The 19,045-nt window shown below is 67.5% G+C and carries 20 protein-coding genes and 1 tRNA gene; 11 read left to right on the top strand and 10 right to left on the bottom strand.

What is annotated here, in order from left to right; genetic code table 11:
• Nucleotides 1-77: 77 nt before the first annotated feature.
• On the bottom strand, nucleotides 78-1,178 hold the full coding sequence (locus tag LDL21_RS18550) for an alkene reductase (protein ID WP_225281109.1): 1,101 nt from the start codon (nucleotides 1,176-1,178) through the stop codon (nucleotides 78-80).
• A 65-nt stretch (nucleotides 1,179-1,243) separates the two neighbouring features.
• Between LDL21_RS18550 and LDL21_RS18545 the strand changes: the two genes are divergently transcribed.
• On the top strand, nucleotides 1,244-1,621 hold the full coding sequence (locus tag LDL21_RS18545) for a MerR family transcriptional regulator (protein WP_225281108.1): 378 nt from the start codon (nucleotides 1,244-1,246) through the stop codon (nucleotides 1,619-1,621).
• A 6-nt stretch (nucleotides 1,622-1,627) separates the two neighbouring features.
• On the opposite strand, the gene LDL21_RS18540 is transcribed toward LDL21_RS18545, so the two are convergent.
• The gene (locus LDL21_RS18540) at nucleotides 1,628-2,854 is read right to left on the bottom strand and encodes a vWA domain-containing protein (protein WP_225281107.1); all 1,227 of its coding nucleotides are present in this window, start codon (nucleotides 2,852-2,854) and stop codon (nucleotides 1,628-1,630) included.
• Between the two features lie 232 nt (nucleotides 2,855-3,086).
• Here LDL21_RS18540 and LDL21_RS18535 point away from each other — a divergent pair, with 232 nt between their 5' ends.
• Nucleotides 3,087-3,563, top strand: coding sequence for a hypothetical protein (locus tag LDL21_RS18535; RefSeq protein ID WP_225281106.1), 477 nt, complete (start codon nucleotides 3,087-3,089; stop codon nucleotides 3,561-3,563).
• Here the strand turns inward: LDL21_RS18535 and LDL21_RS18530 are convergent.
• The 3 genes from LDL21_RS18530 to LDL21_RS18520 form a co-directional block, all read right to left on the bottom strand.
• The gene (locus tag LDL21_RS18530; protein WP_225281105.1) at nucleotides 3,549-4,358 is read right to left on the bottom strand and encodes a GNAT family N-acetyltransferase; all 810 of its coding nucleotides are present in this window, start codon (nucleotides 4,356-4,358) and stop codon (nucleotides 3,549-3,551) included. The genes LDL21_RS18535 and LDL21_RS18530 overlap by 15 nt on opposite strands.
• 115 nt (nucleotides 4,359-4,473) lie before the next feature.
• Nucleotides 4,474-4,547, bottom strand: a tRNA-Ile gene (locus LDL21_RS18525).
• A 280-nt stretch (nucleotides 4,548-4,827) separates the two neighbouring features.
• The gene (locus LDL21_RS18520; RefSeq protein WP_225281104.1) at nucleotides 4,828-5,832 is read right to left on the bottom strand and encodes a zinc-binding dehydrogenase; all 1,005 of its coding nucleotides are present in this window, start codon (nucleotides 5,830-5,832) and stop codon (nucleotides 4,828-4,830) included.
• Between the two features lie 599 nt (nucleotides 5,833-6,431).
• Between LDL21_RS18520 and LDL21_RS18515 the strand changes: the two genes are divergently transcribed.
• Nucleotides 6,432-6,938: a UCP032817 domain-containing protein gene (locus LDL21_RS18515; RefSeq protein WP_067487148.1), complete on the top strand. Its 507-nt coding sequence runs from the start codon at nucleotides 6,432-6,434 to the stop codon at nucleotides 6,936-6,938.
• A gap of 4 nt (nucleotides 6,939-6,942) precedes the next feature.
• Here the strand turns inward: LDL21_RS18515 and LDL21_RS18510 are convergent, their stop codons facing one another.
• From LDL21_RS18510 to LDL21_RS18500, 3 genes are read right to left on the bottom strand one after another with little or no spacing between them, the layout of a single operon-like run.
• Nucleotides 6,943-8,709: an SDR family oxidoreductase gene (locus LDL21_RS18510; protein ID WP_225281103.1), complete on the bottom strand. Its 1,767-nt coding sequence runs from the start codon at nucleotides 8,707-8,709 to the stop codon at nucleotides 6,943-6,945.
• 40 nt (nucleotides 8,710-8,749) lie between these two features.
• A complete protein-coding gene (locus LDL21_RS18505; protein ID WP_225281102.1) occupies nucleotides 8,750-9,844 on the bottom strand; it encodes a PDR/VanB family oxidoreductase in 1,095 nt (364 codons plus the stop codon).
• The gene (locus tag LDL21_RS18500) at nucleotides 9,841-10,740 is read right to left on the bottom strand and encodes a metal-dependent hydrolase (RefSeq protein ID WP_225281101.1); all 900 of its coding nucleotides are present in this window, start codon (nucleotides 10,738-10,740) and stop codon (nucleotides 9,841-9,843) included. Before LDL21_RS18500 ends, LDL21_RS18505 begins: the two co-directional genes overlap by 4 nt.
• Before the next feature lie 480 nt (nucleotides 10,741-11,220).
• Between LDL21_RS18500 and LDL21_RS18495 the strand changes: the two genes are divergently transcribed.
• The 4 genes from LDL21_RS18495 to LDL21_RS18480 are packed head-to-tail and all read left to right on the top strand — an operon-like array spanning nucleotide 11,221 to nucleotide 13,935.
• Nucleotides 11,221-11,559 (top strand): plasmid stabilization protein, encoded by a 339-nt coding sequence (locus tag LDL21_RS18495; RefSeq protein WP_067642258.1) that lies wholly within the window; start codon nucleotides 11,221-11,223, stop codon nucleotides 11,557-11,559.
• Nucleotides 11,560-11,574: 15 nt separating this feature from the next.
• Nucleotides 11,575-12,534 carry a TIGR03557 family F420-dependent LLM class oxidoreductase gene (locus LDL21_RS18490; RefSeq protein ID WP_225281100.1) on the top strand — a complete coding sequence of 320 codons (960 nt, stop codon included), beginning with the start codon at nucleotides 11,575-11,577 and terminating at the stop codon, nucleotides 12,532-12,534.
• 7 nt (nucleotides 12,535-12,541) lie between these two features.
• Nucleotides 12,542-13,321 (top strand): DUF72 domain-containing protein, encoded by a 780-nt coding sequence (locus LDL21_RS18485; RefSeq protein ID WP_225281099.1) that lies wholly within the window; start codon nucleotides 12,542-12,544, stop codon nucleotides 13,319-13,321.
• A complete protein-coding gene (locus LDL21_RS18480) occupies nucleotides 13,318-13,935 on the top strand; it encodes a UdgX family uracil-DNA binding protein (RefSeq protein ID WP_225281098.1) in 618 nt (205 codons plus the stop codon). Before LDL21_RS18485 ends, LDL21_RS18480 begins: the two co-directional genes overlap by 4 nt.
• On the opposite strand, the gene LDL21_RS18475 is transcribed toward LDL21_RS18480, so the two are convergent.
• Nucleotides 13,936-15,969, bottom strand: a complete 2,034-nt coding sequence (locus tag LDL21_RS18475; RefSeq protein ID WP_225281097.1) for a CocE/NonD family hydrolase — start codon at nucleotides 15,967-15,969, stop codon at nucleotides 13,936-13,938.
• A 146-nt stretch (nucleotides 15,970-16,115) separates the two neighbouring features.
• Here LDL21_RS18475 and LDL21_RS18470 point away from each other — a divergent pair, with 146 nt between their 5' ends.
• The 4 genes from LDL21_RS18470 to LDL21_RS18455 are packed head-to-tail and all read left to right on the top strand — an operon-like array spanning nucleotide 16,116 to nucleotide 18,781.
• Nucleotides 16,116-16,760: a TetR/AcrR family transcriptional regulator gene (locus tag LDL21_RS18470; protein WP_067486909.1), complete on the top strand. Its 645-nt coding sequence runs from the start codon at nucleotides 16,116-16,118 to the stop codon at nucleotides 16,758-16,760.
• A 36-nt stretch (nucleotides 16,761-16,796) separates the two neighbouring features.
• A complete protein-coding gene (locus tag LDL21_RS18465; RefSeq protein WP_225281096.1) occupies nucleotides 16,797-17,015 on the top strand; it encodes a three-helix bundle dimerization domain-containing protein in 219 nt (72 codons plus the stop codon).
• Between the two features lie 57 nt (nucleotides 17,016-17,072).
• Nucleotides 17,073-18,158 carry an S-(hydroxymethyl)mycothiol dehydrogenase gene (locus LDL21_RS18460; RefSeq protein ID WP_225281095.1) on the top strand — a complete coding sequence of 362 codons (1,086 nt, stop codon included), beginning with the start codon at nucleotides 17,073-17,075 and terminating at the stop codon, nucleotides 18,156-18,158.
• Nucleotides 18,155-18,781 (top strand): MBL fold metallo-hydrolase, encoded by a 627-nt coding sequence (locus tag LDL21_RS18455; RefSeq protein WP_225281094.1) that lies wholly within the window; start codon nucleotides 18,155-18,157, stop codon nucleotides 18,779-18,781. Before LDL21_RS18460 ends, LDL21_RS18455 begins: the two co-directional genes overlap by 4 nt.
• A 26-nt stretch (nucleotides 18,782-18,807) precedes the next feature.
• Here the strand turns inward: LDL21_RS18455 and LDL21_RS18450 are convergent.
• On the bottom strand, nucleotides 18,808-19,045 hold a 238-nt coding region (locus tag LDL21_RS18450), incomplete at its 5' end, for a DUF6223 family protein (RefSeq protein WP_225281093.1).

Below are 19,045 nucleotides of genomic sequence, written 5' to 3'. Positions count from 1 at the left end.
TGCTGACAACCGAGTTTCTCCAGCTCACACGGCCTCCGTGCCCCGGCGGCGATCCGGCCGCCGGGGCATCCGCCCGGTCACGCCACGGATTCGAGGACCGGGTAATCGGTGTAGCCGGTCGCATCGCCACCGTAGAAGTAGTCCTCACGGAACTGGTTGATCGGCGCGCCGTCGCGCAACCTGGCGACGAGGTCGGGGTTGGCCAGGAATGACCGGCCGAGCGAGACCAGGTCGGCGCCCGCGGCGAGCAGTTCCTCGGCCGCGGACCTGCCGCCGTCGGCGGGCAACGGCGAACCCCAGCCGAGCACCGGGTTGGCGATCAGCACACCGTCCCAGCCCGTCCGGATCCGCTCGAACACCGGTGTCCGTGGGTCGGCGAACACCACGTGCAAGTAGGCCAGACCGCGACCGCCGAGTGCGGCGACCAACGCGGTGTACAGCTCCTCGGTGTCGGATTCGACGATGTCGTTGGCGCCGACACCGGGCGCGACGCGCACCCCCACCCGCTCCGGTCCGATCGCCGCGGCCACGGCCTCGACCACCTCCACGGTGAACCGGATGCGGTTGTCGACGGTGCCGCCGTATTCGTCGGTGCGCTGGTTGGTGTTGTCGGACAGGAACTGATGCAGCAGCATGCCGTTGGCGCTGTGCACCTCCACGCCGTCGAACCCGGCCGCGATCGCGTTGCGGGCCGCCTGTGCGAAATCCTGAACGGTGCCGTGGATGTCGTCGATGCTCAGCTCCCGGGGAATCACCGCGTCCTTCGAGCCTGCCGCGGTGCGGATCGGCGTCGACAGCCGAACCGGCGAGGGGGCGACCGGGGTGGCACCGCTGTTGTCCGGATGCCCGACGCGCCCACCGTGCTGCACTTGCAAAAAGGTCCGCCCACCCGCCGCGTGGATCGCCTCGGTGATCCCGCGCCAGCCGGCGATGTGGGCATCGGTGTAGATGCCGGGGATGCCCGCGAACGTGATGCCCACCTGGTTGGGGCTGGCCGCCTCGGCGATGATCAGACCGGCGTCGGCGCGCTGGGCGTAGTAGGTCGCCATCAGTTCGGTCGGGCTACCGTCCTCGGCCGCCCGGTTGCGCGTCATCGGCGCCATCACGAGCCGGTTGGGGAGTTCGAGAGCACCGAGAACGGCCGCATCGAAAAGGCTGGGTACTGCATTCTTCGTCATGCGGATACGGTAAAACTTGACATTGGTGTGAAGTTCAAGTCGATGCGTGAAAGGCCTGGTGGCGCATGCGAATCGGGGAGCTCGCGGCGCGGACCGGCGTCAGCGAACGGTCACTTCGCTACTACGAGGAGCAGGGTTTGCTTGCCGCTGACCGAACCCCGGGCGGCCACCGTGACTATCCCGATCTCGCCGTGGACCGGGTGATCCACATCCAGGAGCTCTACGCGGCCGGGCTGACCAGCAAGAAGATCGGTCAGATCCTGTGCTGCATCCGCGACGCCGACGGCCGCGCCAACGAGAACGCCACGCCCGAACTCATCGATGAACTCTGCACCGAACGAGCCCGGATCGACCGCACGATCGCCGACCTGATCCGCTCCAGGGATGTCCTCGACGACGTCATCGCCCGAGCCTCGGAAGACATTCCCGTCGCGGCGGAATAGTCACCATTACCGGACGATTCCGGCCGCTCGGGCGGCACGCAGCCAGTCGGGGAACTCGCTGAGCAGGTGTCGGTAGAGCTCAGCGTCGTCGAGCTGGTCGATGTCGGGGACGGCGAAGAAGCCCGCGTTGTCGACCACCCGGCCGTCGAGTTCGTCCAGGGTGCGCAGCACACCGAAGTTGGCGGGGCCGAGTCCGATGAACTGCCAGAACGCGGGCAGGTGGGCGGCCTCGCGCATGAGCGCGGCGATCTCGCGTTTCTTGGCGAAGCCGCCGTCGGTGAAGAACAGGACGAGTGTGGGCCGGGTGCTGCCGTGCAGGGTGTCGATCACCGCGCGCATGATCGGCAGTTCGTCGTTGCGTCCGCCGAGGCTGCCGTAGTCGATACCGTCGTGGGTGCCGTTCAGGTGCAGATAGGTCTGCGTCCAGCGCTCGGCATCGGCCACGGTGATGTCCGGGAGTTTCGCGTAGGACAGGGCGTAGAGGTAGGCCTCGAGGGTGCCGTCGTCGTCGAGCTGGGTGGCGACCGGGATCATCCGCTCCACCACCCGGTGCACGGTTCCGGCGCGATACATCTTCTGCATGCTGCCGGTCTTGTCGATTACCAGCACCACCCGCGCCCGCGTTCCGAACGCGCTCTTGTCGATGAGGATCTTGGCGACTTCCTCCTTGCGCAGGTCCAGTTTCTGCCGTTTCTCGAACGACAGCGCGTGCTCGCCGGGCACCGTCCTCGGCGCCGCGACGACTTCCGGTTCGTCATCGACACTCACCCCGTGATCGGTGACCAGATCGGCGAATCCGCCGGCATACCCTTGCCCGACCGCCCGCACCTTCCACTGCTCACCCCGGCGATACAGCTCGAGCGCGATCACCACCGTTTCTCGATCCAGGCCCTCGATCACGTACTCGCACAAAGTATTTCCAGCGCAATCGGCGACAACCGCGACCGGTGCCGATCCGCTCCCGAAGGTCTGCCCGTCGGCCGTGATCACCGCCCGGATCTGCGCGATGTCACCCGGCACCTGGGCCGGCGTGACGTGGAGTGTCGCACCGTCCAGACGGACCCCCTGGGCCTGGGGTTGATTGAAGAACACGAAGTCGGCATCCGTTCGAACCTTGCCCACCTCGGTGACCAGCAGCGCCGACAGATCCGCCGCCACACCACCACGCACCGACAGCCTCACCTCCCCCGCCGCCAGCCCCAGATTCTGCCCCTTCACCAGCACAGCAGCCATCGCACGCCCCTCATCTCGCACCCGATGCCCCACACCCTAGGCCAAACCCGGCAGCCACGGACGAGGTCCGCCGACGCACGTAGGATGAGTACTCGACCTCGAGATCGGGAGGCGCAGGGTGGATTTCACCATCGCGTACCTGCAGTACGCCGGTCCGGATCGCGGCGGATCAGTACACCGAACTGCTGATGGTGCGGTGGCGGGAGCTGCTGGCGACGGCGCGGGCTGAATCATGACACCGAATGAGCGCTTCCTCCGGCTGGGAGCCGATCAACGGCGGCAGGTTCATCTGTCGCTGTGTGCCGATGTCCTTCCGGCGTGGACCGATTATGTTCGGGGCAAGCCTTCCGCGCTTCGCTACCGCGACTCGGTGGTCGGGATGCGCCACCACGTAGACGTCGAGCTTCCGATCGATGCCCTTGGGGCTGCTCGGGCCGGCGTGGACCTCGCGAATATCAGCAGCCGCTATCTCGAGCCCATAACCGCACTGCAAGACGACGATCTGACCTTTCCCGATCCGGTCGAGTTCGCCTACTACGCCATCTACAACTGCTTCCGCAAATACGTCTCGGGTGAGGACATCGCGGACTGGCTGATCGTCAACCAGGCGTTGGCGGTGCACGATCCCGGCGAGGCGGCGCAACGTCTGACGCGCGCTGTCGACGGCGTCGATCCCGTCACGAGCGAGGGTGCGTCATCCGGCGGGTGACGCAGACGGCTCGTCTGTTGCCACCTGTCGGTGCTCGTACCAGATCGACGGGACGAGCGATCCGTTCGGCAACCGTTGTGCTCGCCGGTCCTTTTCCGTCGCGCCGATCTTGTCGCAGATTCGCCGCACCGCGAGATTCGACTCGGAGGTACCGATCTCGACGGTGGCGAAACCGGCGTCATGGATCGCTTCGACCAGCGCGGCCACCGCTTCGCTCGCGTAGCCCGCGCGCCGGTGCCGTGGCCCGATCCACCAACCGAGGGTTCGCGACGACGGGTCGTTGTCACTCGGGTGGACGGTCGCGCCACCGACCAGGGCCCGATCCGACCGCGACTCGAAGACGAACAGCCCCGCGACCGGATGCCCCGACCGGACTGACTTCACCATTGTCCGAGCCTCGCGTTCGGTCCACCCGTTGCCGGCGATCATCTCCGCATCGATCGTGGCGGCGAGCGCAACCGCGTCCTGCGGTACCGGTCGGCGCACCAGCAGCCGCTCGGACTCGACCTCCTGCAGCCCGTGGTAGCGCGCCCTGACTTCCTTGTCGACGAGCCCACTGACCCGCCACGCCCACAGCCCGCCCGCGACAAGCAGGACACCCACCACGAGCACCGCCCAAATGGCGATAACGAATCCCCCTGCGGCGGCATCGGATTCGATCGTCAACACGATGCCGACGAACACCGCCGGCGCCCCGACCGTGACGATCCAACTCGCCAGCCCGAGAGCGACGGAATGCCAGGGCGCTTGCTGAACGGCCGCTCTGACATACGCGACTCGCCACAGGGGAAACATGCGCGAACGATATTCGACGAGGTCGGACCTTGCAGATCCCAACCGAGAACTCATCCGGCACGGTCCGCGCAAACAGGTGTCCCAGGCGGCATAACCGCTGGTGAAGGACCAAATGTGGGGCGGGTGGGGCTCGAACCCACGACCAGCGGATTATGAGTCCGCGGCTCTAACCGACTGAGCTACCGCCCCTGACCGCGGTCTCCGCGGGCGAGTCGCATGGTACCCGGTGGGTTGCGAGATTGACCACTCGTGCGGGGGGTGGCGGACCGGACCGGTCAGGACCGGTTCGCCTTCTCCCGTTCGCTGCGTGCGCGGTCCGAACGGTCGCGCTGCTTGACACTTCCCCCTGGACTGCTGGCGAGTTTGATGACTCCGATTACCAACAACAAGACCGCGACTGTCACCCCGGCGACAATTATTCCCTGCACATATTGAACTTAACGTGTATTCCGTTGTGCCGCAGGGTAAGTTACACTGTCGCGCCGATCGTCAATACGGTACGTCCGAGGGCGGAACGGTCCTCGATGACGGCGTGCGCCCGGCGGACCTCCTCGAGTGGAAATGCCTGGCCAACCACCACTTCCAGCTCACCGGCGGCCACTGCCGACTGTGCGCGGCGGGCGATGGACTGCCAGTCGATTTCGCCGCCGACGATGTCGAACAGGCCACGAATCGTGACGTGACGCACACTCGCCGCCGCTGTGTCGCCGTTGGCGAAGTCGCCTGCGGCCGAGCCGTATCCGAGGAACAAGCCGCCGTCGGCGGTCGCGGTCAGCGCGTGACCACCGATGTCACCGCCGGCACCGTCGAAGACCACCGCCGCTCCCCCGCCGGTGATCTCGCGAACCCGCTCCGCCCAGCCGTCGGAGGAATAGTCGACAACAGCGGTGGCACCCAGTCGCTGTGCGAGAGCCAGCTTTTCGGTTCCACGGGCGGCCGCGACGACCTTCGCACCGGCCGCGACGGACAACTGGGTGAGCAGTGTGCCGAGGCCCCCGGCCGCCGCGGTGATGAGCACCCACGAATCCGGTTGCACCCCTGCATGATCGAAGACTGCCAGCGAGGTACGGCCGTCGTGGGCCAGCGCGACCGCCTGCACGGTGCTGAGCCCGTCGACGATCTCCACCAGCGTGGCCGCCCGTGCGAGCGCCTGCTCGGCGTACCCGCCGATGGGCAGGCCGCCGCCGATGCCGCTGGCCGCCGTCTGCGTGACGACGCGCTTGCCGACCCACGCGGGATCGACCTCCGCGCCGACCGCACGCACCACACCGCCGATCGCGCCGCCGGGAATGTACGGCAGGCTCAACGGGAAGAAGTCCAGTCCCCAGCCCGCCCGCAGCCGGGTATCGAGGAACATCACGTCGGCCACGTCTACATCAATGAGCACCTCACCCGGACCGGGCCGCGGCGCGGCCAACTCGCGCACCTCGAGCACATCGACTCCGCCGAATTCCTTGACCTGCACTGCACGCATCGCGACTCCTTGTGGTGTTCACCGGGACACCACAAGCTTCAAACCTGAAGCAGAGTTCAGGTCAAGGTGCTGAGACCGCCGTCACATAACGCACTGTCGACCCACACCGGACGACAGCTGGCGCTCGACCCCGCGGAGTCCTGCGCACCGCCCGACACTAACTTCCGCCGCCACAACTACTGCTGCTCCCACCGCCACAACTGCTACTACTACCGCCACTGCAGCTGCTACTGCTTCCGCCACTGCAGCTACTGCTACTTCCCCCACTGCATCCACTACTACTGCCACCACCGCAACCCCCGCCCCCGGAACCCGGATCCCCGGGCCAGCCGGCCGAACACCCCGACCCACTGTTCGTCCACGGCTGACCAGGCGTCCCGTCAAAGAACCCCGTCGCACCGGCCGCACCGGCGACCCAGCGCGGGTCGTGAGGGTCGATCCGGGGCGCACTCAGCTTCCGCACGAGCACGACCACCGTCGTCACCACCAGCCCGATGCCGGCGGCGAGGAAGAACAGGACGATCAGGACGGTCATACGTGCAGGCTAACCCGCCGGAATGTTCCCGGCAGCCCGACGCCCAGGGGCCTTACAGTGAAGCATGGCCATCACGATCCCCGGACTTCGTCGGCGACCGGTCGATCTGGCGACGGTCGATCGCACCGTCGCCGACCTCGATTTCCCCGACGCGATCTTCAAGACCTGCCCTTGGCAGCCGCGCGATCTGGTGGAAACCGGTCTGCGCCAATGGTTGCGGTGCTGTGGTGCCGCGCTGCGCGACGATCAGGTGATCGGTATGCCCTCGCACGCGGTCGACGAGGCCTGGCACGGTTTCATCCTGTGCACCCAGCTCTACGCCCGGTTCTGCGATCGGGCCTACGGCCGGTTCCTGCACCACTTCCCCGACGGCGTCGCCGCGGACACACCGACCGACGCGGGACCGATGCTCGAACAGCTCGGGCGAACGGTGGTCGCGTGGTCGATGGTCGCGGCGCCCGGTGAGCCATGCGTGCTGTGGGATCTGGACCGCCAGGTCGGTGTGGAGAACCCGTGGGGTGTGGACGCCCGGCACGTCGCCGCAGTGGAGCGGCAACTGCACCGGGCGTGAGCCCCTACTTGACCAGTTTCATCCGGCGCGCCGCGAAACGCACCGCGCCGGGGGCGATCCGGTTCACCCGGTACTGCAACCACGACTCCGGCGTCACCGGCACGATGTCGCGGCGTTCGCGCACGGCACGCACGATCTGATCGGCCACCTTGTCCGGGGTGTAGCCGCGCCGTTCGTAGAGCTTGTCGAACTTGCGCTGAGTCGCGGCCTCCACGTCGGCCGAGACACCCGAGATGCGAGTGGTGGCAACGATATTGGTGTGCACGATGCCGGGGCAGACAGTGGACACGGAGATCCCGCGATCGGCCAGTTCCGCACGCAGGCAGTCGGAGAACATGAACACCGCCGACTTGCTCGTCGCGTAGGCGCTCATATCGCGTTGCGGGCTGTAGGCGGCCATGCTCGACAGGTTCACGATGTGCCCGCCGAGTCCACGTTCGGCCATGGCCGATCCGAAGGCGCGGCAGCCGTTCACCACGCCGCCGAGGTTGATCCGCAGCACCCGGTCGAACTCCTCGGTGGGGGTGTCGAGGAACCCGCCCGCCTGTCCGACACCGGCGTTGTTGACGAGAATGTCGGGCACACCGTGCGCCGCGATCACCGTCTCGGCATGCTCCCGCACGGCGTCTTCATCGGACACGTCAAGCGGATAAGCATGGGCGACACCACCTTCGGCAGCGACCAGTTCGGCGGTCCGTTTGGCGCCGAGCTCGTCGATGTCGGAGAGCACCAGCTCGGCACCGAGCCGGGCGAAGGCGAGCGCGGTCTCGCGGCCGATGCCACTGCCCGCACCGGTGACGACCACGAGGTGATCGTCGAATTCCCTCCGCGTGCGGCCGACTTCGGCGCGCGCCAGCCCACGCGAGATACCGGCACCGGAGAGAGCATCGATGAGTTCGGTGGTGGCGGTGGCCAGCAATTCGGGATGGGAGAACGGCACCCAGTGCCCGGCGGGTACATCGCGCCGCCACAGCCGGTCGGTCCACTTGTGCGAGTCGTCGTAACCGGCCGGGCGCAGGGCGACATCGCGGCCTGCGACGATGAGCTGGACCGGCACGGTGGTGCGACGCTCGCGCGGGGCGAGCAGGCGCTGCACGATATTGGCGCGGTAGATGAGCAGCCCGTCGACCATGTCGCGACGGAAGGTCGGACCGAGCTTCACATTCGCGGCGGGCGTGTCGTTCATGAGGGAAACCGCACGCTGCCATAACTTTTCGGTGCCGATGGCGTTGAACGTCGCGCGCGGCAGGCCCGGCGTCATGAAGAAGAACGTGTAAGCCGAGGACGCCAGCTGAGTCAGCGGCTGCCACACATTGCGCGGGGTGGGCCGCGAGAGCCGGTTGCGTATCCATGCCGCGATGTGGTCGAGGTTGGGGCCCGACACCGAGGTGAACGAGGCGACCCGCTCGGCGGCCTGCGGTTCGCACACCGCCTCCCAGAGCTGGATCGAACCCCAGTCGTGCGCGAGCACATGCACGGGACGGTCGGGGCTCACCGCGTCGATCACCGCGTAGAAGTCACCGGCGAGTTCGTCGAGCCGGAAATCGGCGGTGCGCTGTGTGCGCGTGGAGGCGCCGTGGCCTCGCGTGTCGTAGGCGACCACGTGGAAGCGGTCGGCGAGCAGCGGGATCACCCGCTCCCACAGGTGATGGGTGTCGGGCCAGCCGTGCACGAGCACCACCGTCTCGCCGGCGGGATCACCGTATTCGAACACCGCGATATCGAAGGCACCATTGCGCACGATGCGCTCGTTGGCCGGGTCGATCGTCATACTTTCGGACTCCTCGTGTGGGTAGGTCGCGCAACCGGGCTCACAGGTCGAGCACCAAACGCTCACCGCGGGAACGGGATACGCAAGCGAGCATGTCGCCCGCGGCGTGGTCGGTCTCGGAGAGCACGCTCTCTCGATGGTCGGGTTCGCCGCCACGCACGCGGACCACGCAGGTGCGGCAGAAGCCCTGCCTGCACGAGTACGGCTGGTCGGGGCGGACGGTCAGGATGGTGTCGAGCACCGTGCGATCGGCGGGGACGGTGAGGACTTCACCGGTGGAGGCGAGTTCGATCTCGAACGGTTCGCCGTCGACGATCGGCGGCGGCGAGAACCGTTCGTAGTGCAGTTCCACCTCCGGCATCTCGCGCACCGCGCCGACGACGGCCGAGGTCATCGGGGTGGGACCGCACGCATAGATCGCAGTGCCCGGTCCGACGCCGGGCAGCAGATCGGTGGCGCCCGGCAGGCCGTGTTCGTCGTCGGTACGCACGATCACGTGCGGGCCGAACGCCTCGAGCTCGTCGAGGAACGGGATCGTCGCCCGGCTGCGCCCGCTGTAGACCATGGTCCACTCCACGCCGAGACGGTGGGCGAGCCGGGCCATCGGCAGGATCGGGGTGATGCCGATACCGCCGGCCACGAAATGCAGACGCCGTGCGGGCGAACCGTGCCCGGGCACCACGAACGGGAAAGCGTTGCGTGGGCCACGCACCATCAGCGTGCTGCCCACCGGCAGTTCGTCGTGCACCTCCACCGAGCCGCCTCCGCCGTCGGGGATCCGGCGCACCGCGATCCGGTAGGCGTGCGCGTCGGCGGGGTCACCGCACAGCGAGTACTGCCGCAGGCGGCCAGAGGGCAGCTCGAGATCCAGATGTGCGCCGGGACGCCAGCGCGGCAGCACCCGCCCCTCGGGCGACTCGAGGCGCAGACTCACCACGTCCTGGTCGTGCGCCTCGATCCGGCGTTCGGTGACGACCACCGGCAGCCGGTGGTCGGCGACGCGCGAGCGCGGATCGCGGCGGTTCACCAGCGCGCTCCACCGCAGCCGGAAGGTCGCGATCGTGTCGATCACCCGCATTCCCGGGTCGTGCCGATGCTTGCCGTACAGATCACCGGGAAGGTCGCGGACGGTCATGACGCGGCCGCGCGGGCGCCGGGCGAGGCGGCGAGGTAGGCCAGCGCCTGGGCGGTCGACCCGACATTTTCCGGGTTGTACCCCGGCTGGAAGGTCGACAGCGCGCTCACCAGCAGCGACGGCACACCGGGGATCGCGCCACGCCACATCGCGCCGAACACACCGGCGAGCAGCTTCGGATACCCGTGGTCGGGCAGCTGCGGATCCTGATGCACGAGGAAACGCGTGCCGCGTAGGAGCAGCGCGAGGAAGATGGGGAACACCAGCGTCATCGTCGCGCCGCGGCGCAGGTAGCCGACACCGAAGTACTCGGCGACATCATGGGCGACGCTGCGGTGCTCGACCTCCTCGGCGCCGTGCCAGCGGAACAGATCGGCCATGCGTGGGTCGGCGCCGAACTTCTCCAGGTCGGCATTGAGCACCCAGTTGCCGAGCCAGGCGAAGAAGTGCTCGAGACAGGCGATGAACGCCAGCCGTTCCACCAGCATCTGCTTGCCCGCGCGACCCTCGCCGCGCTTGCCGAGCGTCACCCGGAACAGGTATTCCATCTGCCGCTCGTACGGCGCGGTGTCGACTCCGTTGGCGGCGAGCATGTCGACGAGCACCTTGGCGTGGGTTTCCGCGTGCATGGACTCCTGGCCGATGAAGCCGAGCATGTCCTCACGCAGCTTCTCGTCCTCGACGTAGGCCAGCGCCTCGCGGTAGGTCGCGATGAACATGCGCTCACCCTCGGGCAGCAGCATGTTCAAAGCGCAGATCAGATGTCCCGCAACGGGTTCGGCGGGCATCCATTGCAAGGGGACGCCGGACCAGTCGAAGGTGACATTGCGCGCGTGCAGCGCGACCGCTCCCGGATCGACGTCCGGTCGGGTGGCACTCCAGCGAAGTAACTTCATCGGTACTCCTCGATCACCGCACGATCGTTGTGCGCCCGGGGCGCGACGGTGCGCCTCGCGGGTTGGTTCTGATCGTACAACTATCTCGTACTCCGCGTAACACCAAAATCCTTCATTCGTGTATCGATACGAGATTAAAATCGATCGCTGAGTTATTGCTAACAGCTATCTGGGTATCCTCGATATATGCGGTTAGAAGCCCATCTACCAGGGGATTGTGGTGGACGAGCTGCACAAACACCGTGACCGCCTGCCGGTTAGCTATCCGGATGCGGAGGGAAGGAGGTGAGTCTCATGCTGTGGGAATTCTTCAAAGATTTCTTCGATGCGATCGTGGCCCTATTCGTCTGATCGCAGGCCCAGACGGGTGACGGCGCCTTCGCGGCGCCGTCACCCGTCTTTGTCTACCCGGAGTGTTTCTCTCGCCACCCACCGGGTAGGCCGCAACCAGAACGCCCACCACCCAGGAGGTGCAGACTCATGCCGCAGCAAGCGTGGAGCGACAAACGCGAACGTCAGTACAAGGACATCAAGAAATCCGAGCGTGAGCGGGGCCGCAGCGAGGACCGCGCGGAGGAGATCGCCGCCCGCACCGTGAACAAGACCCGCGCCCAGCACGGCGAGACCAAGTCGGGTGGGTCGTCTTCCGGCGGGAAATCCGGCGGCAAGTCCAGTGGCACCTCCCGTCGCGGCGGCCAGCAGGCCAAGGGCAGCGGCAAGACGCGCGACGAACTGTACGAAGAGGCCCGCCGCCGCAATATCGACGGCCGCTCCAAGATGAACAAGCAGGAACTGGCCAACGCCCTCGGACGCCACTGACCCCGGAGGTTCGCCATGCAGATCGGATTCAAGTTGGCGGCCGAGGCCTTCGACCCGAACGAGCTGGTCCGCCAGGCCGTTCGGGCCGAGTCCGTCGGCTTCGATTTCGTCGAGATCAGCGACCATTTCCATCCGTGGCTGGACAATCAGGGCCATTCACCGTTCGCCTGGTCGGTGCTCGGTGCGATTGCCGCGCGCACCGACCGCCTCGAGCTCGCGACCGGCGTGACCTGCCCGATCATCCGCTACCACCCCGCGATCATCGCCCAGGCCGCCGCCACCACGGCGCTGATCTCCGATGGACGCTTCACCCTCGGGATCGGTTCCGGTGAGCGGCTCAACGAGCACGTGGTCGGCCAGGAATTCCCGCCGGTGCTCGTTCGGCAGCGGATGTTGCGCGAGGCGCTCGAGATCATCCGCCTGCTGTGGCGCGGCGGATACCGCAATTACGACGGTCGATACCTGTCGCTGTCGGACGCGCGGGTCTTCGATCTGCCGGACACACCGCCGAAGATCGCTGTCGCGGCGGGTGGCCCACGTGCGGCCGAGATCGCCGCCGAACTCGGCGACGGCCTGTTCGCCACCGAACCCGACCCCGACCTGGTGCGCACCTACCGGGACTCCGGCGGCATGGGGCCACGCTATGTAGAGGTCGGTGTCGCTTTCGATCCCGACGAGCGCAGGGCCGCGGAGGCCGCGCTGTCGACGAATCGGTGGATGACCGGCGGCTGGAAAGTGATGAGCGAGTTGCCGAATCCGGTGAACTTCGCCGCCGCGTCGACCACCGTGCGAGTGGACGACATGCTCGAGGCGATGGTCTGCGGCAACGACCCCAAGCGCTATGTCGAGGCTGTCCGCAAGGCCACCGACGCCGGCTTCGACCGGGTGGTGCTGATGAACGCGGGCCCCGATGTCGACGCGTTCCTCGATTTCTACAGCAGCGAACTCCAACCGCTGTTGCGCGCGGAGGGCTGAATCGGCGATGCCCCTGCGGATAGGTACCTCCGGCTGGCAATACCGTGATTGGCGCGGTGTGCTGTATCCGGAGGGGCTGCCGATACGAAGCTGGCTCGAGCACTTCGCGCAGGCCTTCGCGACGGTGGAATCCAACAACGCCTTCTACCGGCTACCGAGCCAGGAAACCTTCGCCGCCTGGCGCGAGCGCACGCCTGCGGATTTCGTTGTCGCGGTGAAGGCCAGCCGGTTCCTCACCCACATCAAACGACTGCGCGAGCCGGAAGAACCGGTGCAGCGCCTGCTCGATCGGGCCGAAGGCCTCGGCGACCGGCTCGGCCCGATCCTGTTGCAACTGCCACCCACCCTGCGGGCCGACGCGGGCCTGCTCGACGACTGTCTGCGCTGTTTTCCGTCCTCGGTGCGGGTGGCCGTGGAACCGAGGCACGAGTCGTGGTGGACCGACGAGATCCGCGATGTCCTGTGTGAACGCGGAGCCGCGCTGTCCTGGGCGGATCGTGATTCCCGGCCGGTGACCCCACTGTGGCGGACCACCGACTGGGCGTATCTCCGCCTGCACGCCGGGCGCGCGAACCCACCGCCGCACTACGGCAGGCAGGCGTTGAACGGCTGGGTGCACCGTCTGCTCGACATCTTCCCGGCCGACGCCGACTGCTACGTCTACTTCAACAACGACCCCGGCGGGGCGGCCGTGCGCGACGCCGTCACCTTCGCCCACCTGGCCGAGGGTGCGGGCGCCGAGGTGACCCGCGTGCCGGACCTGTCCACCCTGCGGGCCGCCTCATGACCACGACCAAATACCCCGGTGCGGCCGAGTACGTGCCGAGCACCGACGACCTGGCCACCCTCGCGGCCGCCGCCGACGCCTGTCACGGCTGCGATCTCTATCGCGATGCCACCCAGACGGTGTTCGGCGAGGGCGCACCGCACGCGAGCACCGTCCTGATCGGTGAACAACCCGGGAACGAGGAAGACCTCGACGGGCACCCGTTCGTCGGACCGGCCGGACGACTGCTGGACCGCGCGCTCGACGATATCGGCGTCGACCGGAAAACGCTCTACCTCACGAACGCGGTGAAGCACTTCCGCTTCGAGCAACGCGGCAAACGTCGCATCCATCAGCAACCCCGGCGCACCGAGATCGTCGCCTGCGCACCCTGGCTCACCCGCGAATTGGACCTCATCGCACCGGAACTCGTGATCTGCCTGGGTGCCATCGCCACGCAATCGGTGCTCGGCCCGAAGGCGAAGGTCACCGAATTGCGTGGCCGCACGGTCGAACTCGAACATTTCCGGGTCGGCGCGACGGTGCATCCGTCCTCGGTGCTGCGGGCGACCGACCGCACCCAGGCCTACGCCGAGTTCGTCGACGACCTGACCCACCTGTTCGAGCGGGCCTGATCACCAGCCGGGATCGACATCCATCGGCACATTGATCCAGCTCGGCCGCGACGGGTCGAGCTCGAGGTGCTGGGTCCGCAGGCCGCTCTCGTTCAGCAGCGGCCGCAGCGGGATCGCGCTGGGGAAGTTGCCCGCGAACACGTCGACACGCAGGCGGTGCCCCGGCAGCAGCACACCGTCGGTGGCGCGGATGCCGATCTCGATGGTCGTCGGCTCACCCGGCACCGTCGGCTGGCGGGTGTCCAGCGTGAGGATGGGGTACGGATCGGTGTAGTCGCCGTTGGGCGAACGGGTGGACTTGGCCTCGTCGATCGCCCGCAGCGACGCCATCAGCTGACCCTGCGACCAGACCGTCGAACGTCCGTCCGGCGCCACATCGTTGACGGTGACGGTCCAGTACCCGTCGGTGGTGTCGAGCACCGTGTTCAGGTGCGCGGCGATCGCCCCGGAGATCCGTGTCGGCTTGTCGACCGGCGCGGTGGTGAAGGTGAGCGCGGCACCCTCGCTGATCCGGGCATCCTTGACACACACATCGGGCAGCGGAACGAGTCCGGCGGTGCCCTGTGCGGCATCACGCGAACAGATCGTCGACAAACTCGGATCCACCGAAAGACGCTGTGCCCCACCGGGAGCGGTGACAAGACTGCCGTCGTGACGCGCACCGGGCGCGGTCCCCGACGACGCGGCGGCCAGATACATCCGGCGGTACTCCATGCCGGGACGCGGGAACGACACATCGGTGGTCCACTGCTCGCTGCCCTGCTGCCACAGCGTCACCGGGTCGTACCGATCGATGCCGTTGTCGATGCCCTTGAGCCACTTGTCGAACCACGCGCGCTGCAATGCCTCGAGCGGCGCGGGCGCACCCGGCTGACCGAGTCCCGAGCTCACGGTCACGTGGTACACGTTGCCCATGACGAGCTTCTTCTGCTCGGCCGGCACATCGAGCGCGTTGTAGATGCGCGGGGTCGAGTAGGTGAAGATGTCGTGCCAGCCGCCGTAGAGGAACGCGGGCACCTGAACCTTCTCCGGCTGCCCGACCCATGCGGTGCGCAGGGCTGAATCGTCGTCGAGGATCGCCGACATCTCCGGCGGGATCTGCTCGACGGTCGGGGTGGTCAGGGCGGCGATGAGCACATTGAAGAAGGTGAACGGGTCGCGCACCCGGTCGGCCAGCCATACCCAGTCGAACTTGCCCGCCAGGATCGAAACCATGTCGGGCAGTAGTTTGGCGCCGTCGACCGCGAGCAGCCAGGCCGGGATGAAGCCGACGCCGAGTGCGCCACCGGGCGCGGCGACATCGCGGATCAGGTCGCTACCGGGCACCACCGGGAAGATCGCCTTCAACGCCTCGGGCTGACGCTGAGCGGTGTGCAGCTGGTTGATCCCCGAATAGGAGATGCCGCTCATCCCGATCTTGCCGTCCGACCAGCGCTGTTTCGCCGCCCAGTCCACCACCTCGACGCCGTCGAGCTGCTCGCGTTCACCGAACACCTGCCAGGTGCCCTGCGAGAACCCGGTGCCACGCACGTCGACGACCACCTGGGTGTATCCACCGCGGATCAGATTGCGGTCGACACCGAAGGTGCGCGCCGCGCCGCCGGGCAGCGCCTTCATCATGTCGCTGAGGCTGCTGAAGCCGAACGGCGAGAAGTCGAGGTTCTGCAAGACCGGCATCAGCAGATCCGACAGGCCGGGCACCGCGAGCGCCGAGTCCGCGATGTTGGACACCAGCTTGGTGTAGGGCGTCATATTGACGATCGTCGGCGTGGGTTCGGCGATGGGCTGACCGTCGGCACCGGCCGGGTGATAGACGTTGGCTTTCAATACCGTGCCGTCGCTCATCGTGATGGGGACGTCCCACTCGATGAAGACGTTGGGATACTGCTGGGGTCCGGTATGGGTTGCCACGAATTGCGCGTCGAGCCCTTCGGCGGCCGGTGCGGCCGAGCCCATCGGCGCGGATGCCACCGCACCTGCCAATACGACGACCGACGCCATCAGCGCCGCCAGTCGCCCACGATATTTGCCCATACGTCGACGTCAGCCCTCCCGCTATCGGGAACCGTGTCGTTCCCGTACCGGAAAGTAACGTAGCCTGTGTCACACGCGATCGCAACGATGTGCTCTCCGCCGCCCGCCGACCGGCGTCATCACCTCCACCTGACACAATCACCCCTGTGACTGCGCCCGGATTCGACGCCGACGGTCGCCGATACCGGGGCGCCGCCCCCGGACAACGCCAGCAGGAACGCCGTGCCCGGCTCATCGAAGCCGCCACCGAAGCATTCGGCACCGAGGGATACCGCAACACCACGGTGACCACGATCTGCGCGGCCGCCGGCGTCGGGAAGCGGTACTTCTACGAATCCTTCAGCGACAGTGAGGATTTGCTGCTCGAGGTGTACCGCGAGATCGCAGCGCGGATGATCGAGTCGATCCACGCGGGCATCAGCACGGCCGACACCGATGTGACGACTCAGGTCCGGGTGGCGCTGGCCGCTTACTTCCAGCTCATCCACGACGACCCGCGCGTGCCGCGCATCGCCTTCTTCGAGATCCTCGGCGTGAGTCCCGCCGTCGACCGGGCTTATCGCGACGTGCTCGACGCACTGGTCGACATCTGCCTCGCCCTGCTCACCCCGCACGTCGACCACGACGCCCACCCGGCGGTGAGCGTGCGCACGGTGCTGCTCGGGCTGGTCGGGGCGATCGTCATCATCGCCCAGCAGTGGGTGCTGTCGGACTACCGCCAGCCGATCGGTGACGTGGTCGACAGCGCGTGCCTGGTGGTCGGCGCGGTGCTGGAACGACTGAGCCCCTAGCCTGTTGACCCGGCCCGTTCGGGGTACTCCACGGGCATGACTACTCACGAGCAGCAGCAACTCGACGAGGTCATCGAACGGTTGACCATCCGGTACCCGAACATCCCACACGAAGAGATCACCGACATCGTGCGCGAGACCTACCAGCATTTCGGATCGGCGCAGGTGCGCGACTTCGTTCCCCTGCTGGTCGAGCACCACGTGAAGGACGAGCTCGGCACGCCGACCGGGGACATTCCGCCGATCCCGGATTGAATCCGGCGCGGGCCCGGCTAGCGTGGAGGCCACCACGCAAACCATTAGGAGGTCCGCATGCCTGAATCAGTGCGCGGTGTCGTCGCTCTCACGAAGAACGCGCCCGTGGAAACCGTCGACATCGTGATTCCCGACCCGGGACCGCACGATGTGGTGGTCCGGGTGCAGGCGTGCGGGGTGTGCCACACCGATCTGCACTACCGCGAGGGCGGGATCAACGACGAGTTCCCGTTCCTGCTCGGGCACGAGGCGGCCGGTGTCGTCGAATCGGTCGGCGAGGCGGTAACCCACGTGGCCGAGGGCGATTTCGTCGTCCTGAACTGGCGCGCGGTCTGCGGTGAGTGCCGTGCGTGTCGGCGTGGCCGCCCGTGGTACTGCTTCGACACCCACAACGCGAGCGTCCCGATGACGCTTGCCGACGGCACCCCGCTCACCCCCGCGCTGGGTATCGGCGCCTTCGCCGACAAGACGCTGGTGCACGAAAAGCAGTGCACGCGAGTCGATCCCGGCACCGATCCGGCTGTCGCGGGCCTGCTCGGCTGCGGTGTGATGGCCGGTATCGGCGCCGCGATGAACACCGGTTCGGTCTCGCGCGGTGACAGCGTCGCCGTGATCGGCTGCGGCGGTGTGGGTGACGCCGCGATCGCCGGTGCGAATCTCGCGGGCGCGGGCACCATCATCGCGATCGACCGTGACGCGCGGAAGCTGGAGTGGGCCAAGGACTTCGGCGCCACCCACACGATCGATGCCACCAGCGGCGACGTGGTGGAACAGATCAAAGACCTGACCGACGGTTTCGGTGCCGACGTGGTGATCGACGCGGTCGGCAGGCCGGAGACCTGGAAGCAGGCGTTCTACGGCCGCGACCTCGCGGGCACCGTGGTGCTCGTCGGCGTCCCGACCCCGGACATGAGCCTCGACATGCCCCTGATCGACCTGTTCTCGCACGGTGGTTCGCTGAAATCGTCGTGGTACGGCGACTGCCTGCCCGAGCGCGACTTCCCCATGCTCATCGACCTGTACCGGCAGGGCCGACTGCCACTGGACCGGTTCGTCACCGAACGCATCGGCATCGACGACGTCGAGGCTTCCTTCACCGCCATGGGCGAGGGTCGCGTGCTGCGCTCGGTGGTGGTCTGGTGAGCGCCCGCATCGAAAAGGTCGTCACCTCCGGCACTTTCAGCCTCGACGGCGGCACCTGGGACGTCGACAACAATGTGTGGCTGATCGGTGACGATGACGAGGTGCTGGTGATCGACGCCGCCCACGCCGCCGACGCCATCGCCGCCGCCGTCGGCAATCGGAACGTCACCGCGATCCTGTGCACGCACGGTCACAACGACCACGTCACCGTCGCCCCCGACCTGGCCACCCGCCTGGACGCCCCCATCCTCCTCCACCCCGGCGACGAACCGCTGTGGCGGATGACCCACCCGTCCGTCGGCTACCGCTCCCTCGACGGCACCGACCGAATCACGGTGGCGGGCACCGACATCGACATCCTGCACACCCCGGGCCACTCCCCCGGTTCGGTCTCCCTGTACGCCCCCGACCTCGCGGCCCTCTTCACCGGCGACACCCTGTTCTCCGGTGGGCCGGGAGCGACCGGGCGATCCTTCTCCGATTTCGACACGATCATCGATTCGATACGGGACCGGTTGCTCACCCTCCCGGAGGACACGACGGTCAACACCGGTCACGGTGACAGCACGACGATCGGGGCGGAGAAACCGTCGCTCGCGGAGTGGATCGCGCGAGGTCACTGAGCCCCCGGTGAGCACGGCCCGTCGCGTCAGCCGACACGACGGGCGCGGGCGAGCGAAAGCCCGCCGACGACCACGCTCGCCAGCCCGAAGGCAATCGCCACGACGCCCCCGCCGAGACCGTTCCCGGTGCCGAGTCCTCCTTCGGCCGTGGTGACCACCCAGGCGCCACCGACGATGGCGATCAGTCCCGCGACCAGAGCGAATACCGCTCTGGTCGCCGGGGGGCGGGCCCGCCCCCCCCCACCCCCCCCCCCACCGAGCCCG

It is taken from the genome of Nocardia rosealba, from assembly GCF_020216065.1.
GTDB lineage: Bacteria > Actinomycetota > Actinomycetes > Mycobacteriales > Mycobacteriaceae > Nocardia > Nocardia rosealba.
The sequence above is the reverse complement of the archived record's forward strand: the minus strand, read 5'-3'. Positions and strand labels throughout refer to the sequence as shown.

Coding starts and splice junctions, on each gene's coding strand:
- LDL21_RS18550 (WP_225281109.1), bottom strand. CDS start 1,178: ATGACGAAGAATGCAGTACCCAGCCTTTTCGATGCGGCCGTTCTCGGT.
- LDL21_RS18545 (WP_225281108.1), top strand. CDS start 1,244: ATGCGAATCGGGGAGCTCGCGGCGCGGACCGGCGTCAGCGAACGGTCA.
- LDL21_RS18540 (WP_225281107.1), bottom strand. CDS start 2,854: ATGGCTGCTGTGCTGGTGAAGGGGCAGAATCTGGGGCTGGCGGCGGGG.
- LDL21_RS18535 (WP_225281106.1), top strand. CDS start 3,087: ATGACACCGAATGAGCGCTTCCTCCGGCTGGGAGCCGATCAACGGCGG.
- LDL21_RS18530 (WP_225281105.1), bottom strand. CDS start 4,358: ATGTTTCCCCTGTGGCGAGTCGCGTATGTCAGAGCGGCCGTTCAGCAA.
- LDL21_RS18520 (WP_225281104.1), bottom strand. CDS start 5,832: ATGCGTGCAGTGCAGGTCAAGGAATTCGGCGGAGTCGATGTGCTCGAG.
- LDL21_RS18515 (WP_067487148.1), top strand. CDS start 6,432: ATGGCCATCACGATCCCCGGACTTCGTCGGCGACCGGTCGATCTGGCG.
- LDL21_RS18510 (WP_225281103.1), bottom strand. CDS start 8,709: ATGACGATCGACCCGGCCAACGAGCGCATCGTGCGCAATGGTGCCTTC.
- LDL21_RS18505 (WP_225281102.1), bottom strand. CDS start 9,844: ATGACCGTCCGCGACCTTCCCGGTGATCTGTACGGCAAGCATCGGCAC.
- LDL21_RS18500 (WP_225281101.1), bottom strand. CDS start 10,740: ATGAAGTTACTTCGCTGGAGTGCCACCCGACCGGACGTCGATCCGGGA.
- LDL21_RS18495 (WP_067642258.1), top strand. CDS start 11,221: ATGCCGCAGCAAGCGTGGAGCGACAAACGCGAACGTCAGTACAAGGAC.
- LDL21_RS18490 (WP_225281100.1), top strand. CDS start 11,575: ATGCAGATCGGATTCAAGTTGGCGGCCGAGGCCTTCGACCCGAACGAG.
- LDL21_RS18485 (WP_225281099.1), top strand. CDS start 12,542: ATGCCCCTGCGGATAGGTACCTCCGGCTGGCAATACCGTGATTGGCGC.
- LDL21_RS18480 (WP_225281098.1), top strand. CDS start 13,318: ATGACCACGACCAAATACCCCGGTGCGGCCGAGTACGTGCCGAGCACC.
- LDL21_RS18475 (WP_225281097.1), bottom strand. CDS start 15,969: ATGGGCAAATATCGTGGGCGACTGGCGGCGCTGATGGCGTCGGTCGTC.
- LDL21_RS18465 (WP_225281096.1), top strand. CDS start 16,797: ATGACTACTCACGAGCAGCAGCAACTCGACGAGGTCATCGAACGGTTG.
- LDL21_RS18460 (WP_225281095.1), top strand. CDS start 17,073: ATGCCTGAATCAGTGCGCGGTGTCGTCGCTCTCACGAAGAACGCGCCC.